General features: G+C 71.4%; 10 protein-coding genes and 2 tRNA genes. 6 read left to right on the top strand and 6 right to left on the bottom strand.

Annotation, left to right across the window (positions count from 1 at the left end; genetic code table 11):
• Positions 1-120 precede the first annotated feature (120 nt).
• Both NQZ70_RS17730 and NQZ70_RS17725 read right to left on the bottom strand, forming a co-directional pair.
• Positions 121-429, bottom strand: coding sequence for a hypothetical protein (locus NQZ70_RS17730; RefSeq protein WP_129575265.1), 309 nt, complete (start codon positions 427-429; stop codon positions 121-123).
• Positions 430-740: 311 nt separating this feature from the next.
• The gene (locus tag NQZ70_RS17725) at positions 741-2,213 is read right to left on the bottom strand and encodes a DUF4178 domain-containing protein (RefSeq protein WP_129575264.1); all 1,473 of its coding nucleotides are present in this window, start codon (positions 2,211-2,213) and stop codon (positions 741-743) included.
• Positions 2,214-2,346: 133 nt separating this feature from the next.
• Here NQZ70_RS17725 and NQZ70_RS17720 point away from each other — a divergent pair, with 133 nt between their 5' ends.
• The 3 genes from NQZ70_RS17720 to NQZ70_RS17710 all read left to right on the top strand — a co-directional run bounded on the left by NQZ70_RS17720 (position 2,347) and on the right by NQZ70_RS17710 (position 6,705).
• Entirely contained in the window at positions 2,347-3,975 is a 1,629-nt protein-coding gene (locus NQZ70_RS17720; RefSeq protein ID WP_129575263.1) for a polyamine aminopropyltransferase, read from the top strand.
• Between the two features lie 4 nt (positions 3,976-3,979).
• Positions 3,980-5,620, top strand: a complete 1,641-nt coding sequence (locus NQZ70_RS17715; RefSeq protein ID WP_129575262.1) for an FAD-dependent oxidoreductase — start codon at positions 3,980-3,982, stop codon at positions 5,618-5,620.
• 266 nt (positions 5,621-5,886) lie between these two features.
• Positions 5,887-6,705 carry a PP2C family serine/threonine-protein phosphatase gene (locus NQZ70_RS17710; protein WP_020735368.1) on the top strand — a complete coding sequence of 273 codons (819 nt, stop codon included), beginning with the start codon at positions 5,887-5,889 and terminating at the stop codon, positions 6,703-6,705.
• Positions 6,706-6,939: 234 nt separating this feature from the next.
• Here NQZ70_RS17710 and NQZ70_RS17705 read toward each other — a convergent pair whose 3' ends face one another.
• From NQZ70_RS17705 to groES, 4 genes are all read right to left on the bottom strand, one after another.
• Positions 6,940-7,707 (bottom strand): MBL fold metallo-hydrolase, encoded by a 768-nt coding sequence (locus tag NQZ70_RS17705; protein WP_129575261.1) that lies wholly within the window; start codon positions 7,705-7,707, stop codon positions 6,940-6,942.
• A 4-nt stretch (positions 7,708-7,711) separates the two neighbouring features.
• Positions 7,712-8,368 (bottom strand): Crp/Fnr family transcriptional regulator, encoded by a 657-nt coding sequence (locus tag NQZ70_RS17700; protein WP_129575260.1) that lies wholly within the window; start codon positions 8,366-8,368, stop codon positions 7,712-7,714.
• Positions 8,369-8,569: 201 nt separating this feature from the next.
• Positions 8,570-10,258: a chaperonin GroEL gene (gene groL / locus NQZ70_RS17695; protein WP_129575259.1), complete on the bottom strand. Its 1,689-nt coding sequence runs from the start codon at positions 10,256-10,258 to the stop codon at positions 8,570-8,572.
• Positions 10,259-10,326: 68 nt separating this feature from the next.
• Entirely contained in the window at positions 10,327-10,623 is a 297-nt protein-coding gene (groES, locus tag NQZ70_RS17690) for a co-chaperone GroES (protein ID WP_129575258.1), read from the bottom strand.
• 553 nt (positions 10,624-11,176) lie between these two features.
• Between groES and NQZ70_RS17685 the strand changes: the two genes are divergently transcribed.
• From NQZ70_RS17685 to NQZ70_RS17675, 3 genes are all read left to right on the top strand, one after another.
• Positions 11,177-11,250: transfer RNA gene (locus NQZ70_RS17685), tRNA-Gln, on the top strand.
• A 39-nt stretch (positions 11,251-11,289) separates the two neighbouring features.
• A tRNA-Glu gene (locus NQZ70_RS17680) sits at positions 11,290-11,364 on the top strand.
• A 256-nt stretch (positions 11,365-11,620) separates the two neighbouring features.
• Positions 11,621-12,316, top strand: a complete 696-nt coding sequence (locus tag NQZ70_RS17675; RefSeq protein WP_129575257.1) for an NUDIX domain-containing protein — start codon at positions 11,621-11,623, stop codon at positions 12,314-12,316.
• Positions 12,317-12,326 lie beyond the last annotated feature (10 nt).

The following is a 12,326-nucleotide window of genomic DNA, read 5'->3' as shown; positions in this document are numbered from 1 at the left end:
CGCTCGCGGCCGAGGCGCGGCGCGAGCGCCGGGCGCCGGGAGATGGGACCGGGGCGGAGCCGCGCCGGTGGGACGTACGCCGATGGCGGTGCAACCCCGCCTGTCGCCTGCGCCGCAGCATCAATAAATGTTCGACTCCTTCCAGGGCGACAGGCACACGTTGATGCGCTCCTCGACCACGATCGCGCGCCACTGGAGCACCTGGGCGGCGCTCAGCCCGTCGAAGAAGCCGCCGATCCAGGAGCGGATGCGGCTGTTGAGCTGCGCGCGGACCCTTGCGGCGTCCACCGGCTCCTCGTCGGCCTCGGGCGTGACGACGTAGAGGGAGAGCAGCTGCTTGAACTCGTCGAAGTGCTCCTGGTTCCGGAGCAGGGAGATGTAGAGCGCACGCAGCTGTGCGTGCGGGTCGACCGAATTCACGGTTTGCATGGGCCTCCGTCACCGGTCCGCGCCGGCTTCGGACGGCACATTGCACGTCATGGGCCGCCGCAGGCCAGCGTGTAAACCATTGAAATCATTCGATCGCGGGGAGCGGCCGGAGGCGACCGATACCCGAAACTGACCATCACCTGCCCGGATTCGACCGTTTCCTACGACGTGAGGCCGCTCTCTCCGCGGTGGTGGACATAGAGATGTCCAGCCTCGTGCGCGCCCGATTCGGCACCACCCGGGACCCTGCCATTCCCGACCCCGCGACGGCCCTTAATTCAGATTCAGCCGAATCTGGCAGTAAAGCTGGATCACTTCCCGCCCCCGAAGCTCGGGCTGCCCCCCCCGGTCGGAACGAAGATGACGCCGCCGCCGCCCCCACCACAGTCGCTGAGCGCGATGAGGATGAGGAGGACGATGATCAGGACGACGACGAGGACGATCACCGAGCCGGCGCTCAGGCCCGTCCCGCCGCCGAGCCCGGGTTTCGGCGGGGGCGGCAGGTGGAAGGCGGCGGCGAGCTCCGGGCCAGGCAACGGTGAGCAGAACGACACGCTGACCTCGGTCGGGGCCTGCTCGATGCTGATCTTGCCGCCTTCGCCCTGGTACTCGGTGGCTTGCACCCCCTCGCCGATCTCCACCTTCCAGTAGAATTCGCCGATGACGTATTCCACCTCGGCGTGGACGCTCTGTTTGAGCGCGTACGTCCTCCCCTGGTAGCTCGCGGTCGATCCCATCGGCTGGACCTCGCCGGGCGACAGCGGCGTCACGAGCTGCCAGGCGCCGTCCTCTTCCATCAGCCACAGGTAGCCGACGCTCGGTCCGCCGTAGAGCAGGTACTCCCGCCAGCGGTAACGCTCGCCTTCCACCGTGCAGCCGCGGACGACGAAGCCGATGCAGAGCACGCGCATGCCGCGGAGCTGGCCCTCGGCGCCGAGCGGGACGTACGGCTCCATGGGCGGCCGGGGCACCTGGCCGAGGGCGACGAGGGCGCCGTTCGTCAGGTCGCTCGCCGTGCCGCAGTAGCGGCAGACGATGCGCTCCGCGGTCCCCGGGGCGGCGAGCGGGAGGTTGCCGCCGCAGTTCGGGCAGGCGAGGGCCGTCACCTGCGCGGCGGGCCGCTCCACGGGCGCGCCGGCGTCGAGCTGCATCACGGCCGGGTCGATCTGCCGGCCGAGGTAGAGCTTCGGCGGGAGGGTCCGCCCGTCGCCGTAGTCGAGGGTCCCGAACTCGCCCCGCGGCCCGGCGATGTCGACGAAGCCGGTCACCACCCCCGGCGCGGCGACGTACGGCATCTCCCCCTCGGCCGAGATCACGCGCCGGCGCCCGACCTCGACGACGGTGAACACGCCGTGCCCCTCGAGGTGGACGCGGCCGCCGGGCTGGAGAGAGGCCCACGGGGGCAGCCCGTTCAGCGGGAGCGGCGCCTCGGTGGTCGCGTACCAGCGCCCCTGGGCATAGGCGACCCACGTCCAGCGGCCGCTGGCCGGGAAGGCGATGAAGATCTCCTGCCAGGGCGCGCCCGGCGCGCCGGCGCGATCGAGCTGCACGCGGCCGTCGACCACGAACGGCTCGTTGCCCCAGCGCCCCGTGACCCCGACCTGGAGGGGCGTCGGGATCTCGACGAGGTCCGCGACGCGCCCGACGGCCCGGAGATCCCGGTCGGTGCGGGCGACCACGAACTTGCAGTGCTTGCACACCTGCGCCATCGCGCCCGCGAAGCGAAACGTGATCGGCGCGCCGCACGAGGGGCACGCGGCTGCTCGGTCGAAGGGCGTGCTCACGCGAGCACCATACTAGAAGCGCCGGCCAGGGAAGAGGAAGCGTTTCAAGGCCGCCTCCGCGCCGCGCGCGCGTCGATTCAATCCGCGCGCGAGCCGGCTGTGATCCCGCACGAGCGGTGGTAGGACCGCGCCGATGCCGGCCACCGAGGAGAGCTCGACGAGCGCGCTGGGCGCCCCGCGCGGGGACGCCGCGGCGCGCTCCACTGCGGCGCAGCCGCTGCCCCCCTCTGCGGCGCAGCCCCTGCCCCGCCTCGTGCACCCCGCGCTCCTCGCGAGCGTGTTCGTCATCGCCACGTCGGGGCTCATCTACGAGCTCATCACCGGCACGCTCGCGAGCTATGTCCTCGGCGACTCGGTGACGCAGTTCAGCTTCGTCATCGGCCTCTACCTGTTCGCGATGGGGATCGGCTCGTACCTCTCGCAGTACATCGAGGGCCGCCTCCTCGAGCGCTTCGTCGAGATCGAGCTCGGCCTCGCGCTCGTCGGCGGGCTCTCCGCGCCGATGCTCTTCCGCGTGTACACCGCGCTCGGGGCGTTCCGCGCGCTGCTCTACGCGCTCGTGCTGCTCATCGGCGTGCTCGTCGGCCTCGAGATCCCGCTGCTCATCCGGCTGCTCAACTTCTCCCTGGATCTCAAGCGGCTCGTCGCGCGCGTGCTCACGCTCGATTACATCGGCGCCCTCGCCGCGAGCCTGCTCTTCCCGTCGCTCCTCCTGCCGCGCCTCGGGATCCACCAGACGAGCCTGTTCTTCGGCCTGCTCAACGCGGCGGTCGCGCTCACGAGCACGTTCCTCTTCCCGCTGGAGCGCTCGGTCGTCGTCCGGCTGCGGGCGCTCTGCGTGGTCGTGATGGCGGGGCTCGGCGTCGCCTTCGCGCTCGTCTCGCGGTTCGTCGAGCGCGCGGAGGCGCTCTACTTCGGCGCGCCCATCGTCTACGCGGCGCAGTCGCCCTACCAGCGCCTCGTCATCACGCGGAGCCCGCGCACGACGCGCCTCTTCCTGAACGGCAACCTCCAGTTCTCGTCCGACGACGAGCACCGGTACCACGAGGTGCTCGTGCACCCGGCCGTCGCCGCCCTGGGCCGCGATCCGCGGCGCGCGCTGATCCTCGGCGGCGGCGACGGCCTCGCCGCGCGCGAGCTGCTCCGCTACCCGTCGATCGAGCAGATCCTGCTCGTCGACCTCGACGCCGCCGTCACCGGCGCCTTCCGCGACCTGCCGCTCGCCGCCGAGCTGAACGGGGGCGCGCTCCGCGATCCGCGCGTCGCCGTCCGCAACGAGGACGCGTTCAAGTACCTCGAGGAGTCGACCGAGTCGTTCGATCTCGCGGTCGTCGACTTCCCCGATCCGGGCAACTACGCCGTCGGCAAGCTCTACACCGACGCCTTCTACCACCTGCTCCGGCAGCGGATCTCGGTGCGCGGGCTCGCCGTGATCCAGGCGACGTCGCCGCACTACGCGCGCGAGTCGTTCTGGTGCGTCGTGACGACGCTCGAGGCGGCCGGCTTCAAGGCCGCGCCGCTGCACGTCTACGTGCCGAGCTTCGGCGAGTGGGGGTTCATCCTGGCGGGCGGCGAGGGGCTCGCCGCGCCCGGCGCCCTGCGGATCGACGCGTCGAAGCTCCGCTACCTCGACTCGAGCGGCCTGCCGGAGCTCTTCCGGTTCCCGCGCGATCTCGGCCGCGTCGAGGCGCCGGTCAACCGGCTGAACGACCAGAAGCTCGTCTCCGTGTACACGCGCGAGTGGGCGGAGTGGACGCGGTGATCCGGTGAACCGCCGCGGCTTCCTCAGCTCCGTGGCCGCCGGCTGGCTCGTGCACACGGCCGCACCGGGCCGGGCGCCGCTCGCCGGCGAGATCGTGGGCGCGGCCCACGGCGCGGGCCACCTGCTCCGCGGCGGCGCGCCGCGCGCCTCGCCGTCCGGCCCGGCCGAGCGCGCGGACGTCGTCATCGTCGGCGGCGGGGTGAGCGGCCTGTCGGCCGCGTGGCGGCTCGCCGGCGCCGGGCTCGATCTGCGGGTCCTCGAGCTCGAGCCGCGGCCCGGCGGCACGAGCGCGTGGGGCGAGGACGGCGTCGTGCCCTACCCGTGGGGCGCGCACTACCTGGCCGCGCCGAACGTCGAGGCGCGCGCGACGCTGCGGCTGCTCGAGCAGATGGGCGTCGTCACCGGGTGGGACGCGGCCGGCCGCCCCACGTTCGATCCGCGGCGGCTCTGCCACGCGCCGGGCGAGCGGCTGTTCTACGAGGGCGCCTGGCACGCCGGCCTCGCGCCGGTCGACGCGCTGCCGGCCGACGCGCTCGAGGAGCTCGAGCGGTTCCACGCGCTCGAGGAGGAGCTCACCGAGCTCCGCGGCAGCGACGGGCGCGCGGCGTTCCAGATCCCGCTCGATCGCTCGTCGCGCGATCCGGAGCTGCTCGCGCTCGACCGGATGAGCATGGCGGCCTGGCTCGATCGCGAGGGGTACCGCACGCCGTTTTTGCGCTGGTACGTGCGCTATGCGATGCTCGACGACTTCGGCGGCGAGCCCGAGGAGATCTCGGCCTGGGCGGGGCTGCACTACTTCGCGGGGCGCAAGGTGCGCACCCCGGAGCTCGCGGGCAGCCACTACCTGATCTGGCCCGAGGGCAACGGGCGCCTCGTGAAGGCGCTGCTCGAGCGCGCGGCGCCGCGCGTGTCGCTGGGCGCGCTCGTCACGTCGGTGCGCCCGCGGCCGGGCGGCCGCGTGGAGGTCGACTACGTCGACGTGCAGCGCGGCGAGCCCCGCCGCGTCGAGGCGCGCGCCGCGATCCTCGCGGCGCCGGCGTTCGTCGTGCGCCGCATCTTCGCGGGGGGCGCGGCGGGCGAGCTGCCGGCGCGCGCCGCGTCGGCGTGGCTTGTCGCGAACCTGCACGTCGAGCGGCCCCTCGATCCCAACCACGCGTGGGATTCCGTCCTCTACGGCGCGGAGGGGCTCGGCTATGTGGACGCGCGCCACCAGCTCACCGATCTCGCCGCGGGCGCGACGCAGCGCTCGCGCCTAGAGGCGCCGATGCAGCGCACCGTGCTGACCTACTACCGCGCGTACGGCGGGCCCGACGTCGCCGGCGCGCGCGCGGCGCTGCTCGGCGCGCCGTGGACGTCGCTCGCCGAGGGCGTGCTGCGCGATCTCGCGCCGGCGCACCCGCACCTGCGCGACGACGTGAGCCGGATGGACGTCATGATCTGGGGCCACGCGATGCCGCGCCCGCGCCCGGGCTTCCTCGGCCCGCGGCCGTTCGAGCCGGTCTGCGCGCTCGACGAGCGCGTCGCCTGGGCGCACGTCGATCAGCCCGGGATGGCGCTCTTCGAGGAGGCGCATGCGTCCGGCGTGCGCGCCGCCGAGACGATCGCGGCCGCGCTCGGGCTCGCGATCGGCGAGAGCTGGCTCTGAGCTCGCGCGCCTGGGCGAAAGCGCGCGGCGCGGGCGCGCTTTCGCGGCGAGCGGCGCCGCGCGGCGGGGAACCCCACGTCCCCTCTCATCTTTCAAGAGCAAAGTGCGTCCGGCGGGCGGGCGCCTCCGGGAGGGTCCGCCGCCCCCGCCGCCGGCCGCTTCTGCCCCGCGTGGAGCCGCCGCGGTGGGAGATCCGGCCCAGGATTTCAGCTTTGCCCTCGCCTTGAACTTGCGCTGCCCCCCGGCTCCGCGTCTACTCTCTGCCCATGTTGCGGACCCGGTTTGCCGGGATGACGGATACCGGGCTCCTCCGGGACCACAATGAGGACAACCTCCTCGTCAGCGAGGAGTACCGTGTCGTGGCCGTGGCGGATGGAATGGGCGGACACCGCTCGGGCGACGTCGCGAGCCAGCTTGCTGTGAGCACCCTCTCGGACTTCCTGTCCGTGACGGTGGGGAGGGACGCCACCTGGCCGTTCCCCGCCGATCCGAACCTCACCGAGGAGGAGAACTACGTCGTCACCGGCCTCCGGCTGGCGAACCGGCGCATCTTCGATCGCTCGCTGAAGACGCTCGCCGACTTCGGGATGGGCACGACGATCGTGGCGGCGATGTTCTCCAAGGACGCCGAGCACGTGACCGTGGGCCACGTGGGCGACAGCCGCTGCTATCGCCTGCGCGACAGCCAGATCACGCAGCTCACCCGCGATCACTCGCTCGTCAGCGACGCGGCGCACATGGCGCCGTGGATGACCGAGGAGGAGGTCCGGCAGCTGCCCGCCAACGTCATCACGCGCGCGCTCGGCATCCGCGAGGACGTCCTCGTCGATCTCGTGACGGACGAGACACGCCACGGTGACGTCTACCTCCTCTGCTCCGACGGCCTGTCCGGCCTCGTGAGCGACGATCAGATCCTCGAGCTCGTGATGTCGAGCGGCTCGCTCGACGCGGCGTGCAAGGCGCTCATCGATCGGGCGAACTACTTCGGCGGCACCGACAACATCACGGTCGTCCTCGCCCGCGTCGAGGAGGTCCCCGACGGCAAGCGCGCCTTCGTCGACGAGCCGACCCAGGAGAGCCGCTAGCCCCTCGCCGCTCGCCCGCCCCCTGCTCCAGGAGAGCCCGGGACGGCGAGCGCGGGCGACGCGGCGCAGGCCCACGGCGCCCGGCGCGCCAGGTAGCGCCTGGCGCGCCGGCGCTCGCCGACGGCAGCCGCGCCAGGTAGAGCGCCTGGCGCGCGCGCCGGCGCTCGCCGACGGCAGCGCGCCGGCGCTGGCGGGCGGCAGGCGCGCCGGCGCTAGCGGGCGGCTGGCGCGCCGCTACAGGACGAAGTGATCCATGAGCTGAAGGACCTCCAGGTTCAGCCCCTTCAGCGCGGCGCACTCTCGCTCCACCTCGGCCTGGAAGACGGGCTTGATGTGGTAGAGCATCGTCGGCAGATCCTTCGGCGCGCGGAACTTCTGGAGCTCGACGGCGAGCGTCTGCGGCGTGTGGTGGCCGCTCACGGTCGCGAGCCGCTGCTCCCGATCGGGGAAGCTGACCTCCATCAGCAGCGCGCGGAGGTCTTGCTGCTGGTTCAGCACCTCCCAGAGCCGCTCGGTCGGCCCGGTGTCGCCGCTGTACGCGATCGCGCCGCCGCTCCCCTCGATCACGAACGCCGACGCGTCGATCGTGTGCGTCACGTGGACCGCGCGCACGAGCCGCCCGGCGACCATCGTGGGGCGCTCCGGCTTGAGCTCGAGGTACTCGATGGTCGGCTGCGCGGCGGTCGGGATCGCCGCGAAATCGGGCCACAGCACGTTGTTGAAGAAATGCTTCTTCAGCGTGCGCAGCGTCTCGCGCGTGCCCGCGATCACGAGCGGCGGGCACCCGAGCTGGCAGCGGTTGTCCGCGATCGTGGCCAGATCGCGGATGTGGTCGAGGTGCGCGTGGCTCACGAGGCACGCCTCGATCTTCGCCTGCTCCTTCACCTCGAGCCCGCTGGTCAGCGAGCCCGCGTCGATCGCGAGGACGTCGTCCACGACGAACGCGCACGTGCGATGCCGGGGGGTCTCCCCGCCGTGGCAGCCGATGACACGCAGCTCCACTGGCTCAGCTCGCTCCGCCGAACTTCTGCGGCGTCCCCAGGAATTCTATAAAATCCTGAAACTTCCGCATGTCGGTCACCATGATCGCCTCACGCGCAGGGGGCCCTTCCGCGAGGAGCTTCAGCCGGCGGAGCCGCGCCATCACCTCGTCCACCATTCCTTGCTCGACGTCGACCTCGCGCGCGATGTCCGCGGGGGTGGCGCGGAGGCGTATCCCTTCCGGCGTCTCTTCCCCGAACGCCTCGGCGTGGCGGGCGAGCGCGAGCATCACCCGCGCCTTCGGGTCCCGGTGCATGAGGATCTCGACGAGCGCGTCCGCCGCGTCGAGCCGCTTCGCGAGCTTCTTGATGAGCCGGAACGCGATCTCGGTGTCCCGCTGCAGCATGGCCTTGAGCTTTCGCGCGTCGACCACGAGGCAGCGGGACGGCTCGCTGACGGTGGCCGTCGCGTTGCGCGGCTTGCCGTTCAGGATCGCCATCTCGCCGACGAACTCGCCGGGCCCGAGCACGGCGAGCACCTTGTCCTCGCCCTCGACCGATTTGGTGATCCGCACAGCGCCGGACTGGATGACGAACATGACGTCGCCGGGGTCGCCCTCGCGAAACAGGACGTCGCCCGGCACGTACTCGCGGCCATAGCGGGCGAACGACGACTCCGACATTGCCCGAGAGTCTAGCGCCGTGCGTGACCGCGGGTCAAAAACCCAGGCAAAGGCTCTCGGCCTCACAAAACGCGAGGGGCCCTCCAAGCCAGCATGCTTTGGAGGACCCCTCGGCCCGCTTCGTCGGGAGCGGCGCGCGCCACGTCGACCGCCCGGCGTTGCCGGAGAGCGGCGACGACCGGCGCGCGGCCGGACAGGCGATCAACCCATGTCGAAGTCGCCCATGCCGCCCATGCCGCCCATGCCGCCCATGCCGCCCATACCCCCCATGCCGCCCATGCCGCCGGGGGCGCCGCCGGCCGCCGGCTTCTCCTTCTTGGGCTTCTCGGCGACGAGGGCCTCGGTCGTGAGCATCAGGCTCGCGACGCTGGCCGCGTTGGAGAGCGCGTGCCGCACGACCTTGGCCGGGTCGATGACGCCGCCGGCGAGCAGGTCCTCGTACGCGTCGGTCGCGGCGTTGTAGCCGAACGTGGCCGCGCCCGACCGGACCTTCTCCACGACCACCGTCCCGTCGACGCCCGCGTTCTGGGCGATCTGGCGGAGCGGCGCCTCGACCGCGCGGCGCACGAGCCGCACGCCGACGTCGCGCTCGTCGTTGAACTTGAGCTGCTCCAGGGCCGAGGCCGCCCGGAGGAGGGCCACGCCGCCGCCGACCACGATGCCTTCCTCGACGGCCGCGCGGGTCGCGTGCAGCGCGTCCTCGACGCGGGCCTTCTTCTCCTTCATCTCCGTCTCGGTCGCCGCGCCGACCTTCACCACCGCGACGCCGCCGGCGAGCTTCGCCAGCCGCTCCTGGAGCTTCTCGCGATCGTAGTCGCTCGCCGTGTCCGCGATCTGCTTGCGGATCGCCTCGATGCGGCCCTTGATCGCCGCCTTGTCGCCGAGGCCGTCGACGATGACCGTGTTGTCCTTGTCGATCTCGACGCGCTTGGCCGACCCGAGGTCGCGCACCGTGGCGCTCTCGAGCTTCTGGCCGAGGTCCTCCATGAACGCGGTCGCGCCCGTGAGGATCGCGATGTCCTTCAGCATCTCCTTGCGGCGATCGCCGAAGCCGGGCGCCTTCACGGCGGCGACCTTGATGGTGCCGCGCAGCTTGTTCACGACGAGCGTGGCGAGCGCCTCGCCCTCGATGTCCTCGGAAAGGATGAGCAGCTCGCGGCCCTGCTTCACCACCTGCTCGAGCAGCGGCAAGAGGTCGGCCATGGCCGAGATCTTCTTCTCGTGGACGAGGATGAGCGGGTTCGAGAGGACCGCCGTCATCTTCTCGGGATCGGTCACGAAGTAGGGCGAGAGGTAGCCGCGGTCGAACTGCATGCCGTCGACGGTCTCGAGCTCCGTCGTCATGCGCTTGTTCTCCTCGACCGTGATCACGCCCTCCTTGCCGACCTTCTCCATGGCGTCGGCGAGGATCTGGCCGATCTCCTTGTCGCCGTTCGCGCTGACGGTGGCGACCTGGGCGATCTGGTCCTTGTCCTTGGTCGGCTTGGCGGCCTGCTGCACGGACTCGATGACCTTCGCGACGGCCGCGTCGATGCCGCGCTTCAGGTTCATCGGGTTGTGCCCGGCCTCGACGAGCTTGAGGCCCTCGCCGAAGATCGCCTGGGCCAGCACCGTCGCCGTCGTCGTGCCGTCGCCGGCCTTGTCGCTGGTCTTCGAGGCGACCTCGCGGACCATCTGGGCGCCCATGTTCTCGAGCTTGCCGGCGAGCTCGACCTCCTTGGCGACCGTGACGCCGTCCTTCGTGACGACCGGCGCGCCCCAGCTCTTCTCGATGACGACGTTCCGCCCCTTGGGGCCGAGGGTCACCTTGACCGCATCGGCGAGCGTGTTCACGCCCTTCAGGATCGCGGCGCGGGCGCCGCGGCTATAAACGATCTGCTTCGCAGCCATCTCTCAATCCCCTCGCGGCCACACGGCCGCGTCTGCTAGCGCTTGGGTTCGGTTGCCCTCGATCCGGGTCAGGAGGCGGACTCGGTCACGGCGAGCACGTCGTCCTCGCGGATGAGCACGTGCTCCTCGCCGTCGAGCTTCACCTCGGTGCCGCTGTACTTGCCGAACAGCACCTTGTCGCCGACCTTCACCTCGAGCGGGCGCACCTTACCGTCCTTCAGGACCTTGCCGTTGCCCACCGCAACGACGCGCCCCTCGATCGGCTTCTCCTTCGCGGTGTCGGGGATGATGATGCCCCCCTTGGTCTTCGTCTCGCTCTCGACGCGCTTGACGACAATCCGATCCTGCAGCGGCCTGATTTTCATGGTGGCTCCCTCGTCCTCGGCTGGTTGACTGACCATCGGCTCGCCGGAGGTCCCGTTCGCCCCCCCGCAGGGGCCTTCCGCCCACACGACGAGAGCTAAGTGCCCAGGATCACAGTCGCTTGGCACTCTCCTAGGCCGGTGGCTAAACCGCGGCCGAAAGTAAATCAGTCGCCCGGCACGTCAAGGGCGCGCAGCAGACAGTCGCGACTTTTCCGGGGCCGTCGCCCGCACGGAACGGAAAAGGAGTTCCTGGAGACAGCGCCCGGGCAACCGCCGCAATGCCGTGGAGGCCCCCTCCGGAGAGCGGCGGTCGAGGGGGTGAGGGTGAGCGATAACGCTACGGACGGACGGCAGGCGGACGGCTGGCGGGCGGCTGCGAGAGAAGCGGCGGGCTCGCGTGGGGCCGAGGGGGCGGAGCGAACCGCGCGAAACACCGGGCATTTTCGGCCCGGTGACGTTTTCTCGGTCGGGTCCGATTTTGATCGCTTGACAACCCCACCGGTCCGAGTAGATTCCGCGGCCCGTGGCGCTGATGAACACAGCGCTGACCCCTTGGGGGATCGTCTAACGGCAGGACGCAAGATTCTGGCTCTTGCTATCAAGGTTCGAATCCTTGTCCCCCAGCCAGGTCGATCAGCTCTGCTATCGGCCTTCTCGACAGTACAAGGTCCCATCGTCTAGCGGTTAGGACATCGGCCTCTCACGCCGGTAACGCGGGTTCGATTCCCGCTGGGATCGCCAGCATCACCTCACCTCTCCTGGCTACCGGGAGCTGCTCCACGACGCGGTGCGGCTGTGGCTCGCGAAGCCGCACTGCTGCGCCGACGCCGTCTGCACGTCGATGGCGGCGTAGTGACGCGCTGGAGCAGCGCGTCGCCGGATGCGTCAACGTCGTCGCTCGGCGCGTCTGCTCATGCTTGAGGAAGCACGGCTTCGTCGAGGAGCACGCGGGTAGCAACGGCGCCGCTCCGTTCGACTTGCGCTACCCTCCGGGCCCATGGCGGCGCAGGACGGGGACGAGCTGTTCGACATCTTCGATCGCAGCGGCAAGCCGCTCGGCGTGCGCAAGGCGCGCAAGCTCGTTCACCGCGACGGCGACTGGCACCGGAGCGTCCACGTGTGGGTGGTCCTCGAGCGCGAGCCCGACGGCCGCCGGAGCAGCGCGGAGCCCTGGGTGCTCTTCCAGCAGCGCAGCCCGGACAAGGACACCTGGCCCGGCGCGTTCGAGGTCGCCGTGTCGGGGCACTACCGCGCCGGCGAGGATCTCGCGGAGGCGCTGCGCGAGGCCGAGGAGGAGATCGGCCTGCCGCTCGCGCCGGGCGACGTGATCCGGCTCGGCACGTGCCGCCACATGGACGACCACGCGCCCGGCATCATCGACTGCGAGCTGGTGGACGTGCTGCTCGCGACCACGCGCCGCACGCTCGCGGCGTTCCGCCCCGATCCGGCCGAGGTCACCGCGCTGCTGTCGCTCCCGCTCCACGCGGCGCTGCGCCTCTTCCTGGGCGAGGTGCCCAGCGTGACCGGCCTGATGCGGCAAGCGCCGGACGAGAGCGGCGCCGTGACGATCGCGCCGCGCGACGTGCAGCTCGACGAGTTCGTGGCCGCGCGCGACGGCTATTACGAGTGCGCGCTCGAGAGCATCCGCCGCCGCGCCGCGGGCGAGACGCCGGCCCCGTGGACGCTCGGCTAGCGCTCCGGCC

The sequence above is a fragment of the Sorangium sp. So ce836 genome, assembly GCF_028553905.1.
In the GTDB taxonomy this organism is placed as follows: Bacteria; Myxococcota_A; Polyangia; order Polyangiales; family Polyangiaceae; genus Sorangium; species Sorangium cellulosum_D.
The sequence above is the reverse complement of the archived record's forward strand: the minus strand, read 5'-3'. Positions and strand labels throughout refer to the sequence as shown.

Coding starts and splice junctions, on each gene's coding strand:
- groES (WP_129575258.1), bottom strand. CDS start 10,623: ATGAAAATCAGGCCGCTGCAGGATCGGATTGTCGTCAAGCGCGTCGAG.
- NQZ70_RS17730 (WP_129575265.1), bottom strand. CDS start 429: ATGCAAACCGTGAATTCGGTCGACCCGCACGCACAGCTGCGTGCGCTC.
- NQZ70_RS17710 (WP_020735368.1), top strand. CDS start 5,887: ATGTTGCGGACCCGGTTTGCCGGGATGACGGATACCGGGCTCCTCCGG.
- NQZ70_RS17675 (WP_129575257.1), top strand. CDS start 11,621: ATGGCGGCGCAGGACGGGGACGAGCTGTTCGACATCTTCGATCGCAGC.
- NQZ70_RS17700 (WP_129575260.1), bottom strand. CDS start 8,368: ATGTCGGAGTCGTCGTTCGCCCGCTATGGCCGCGAGTACGTGCCGGGC.
- NQZ70_RS17720 (WP_129575263.1), top strand. CDS start 2,347: ATGCCGGCCACCGAGGAGAGCTCGACGAGCGCGCTGGGCGCCCCGCGC.
- groL (WP_129575259.1), bottom strand. CDS start 10,258: ATGGCTGCGAAGCAGATCGTTTATAGCCGCGGCGCCCGCGCCGCGATC.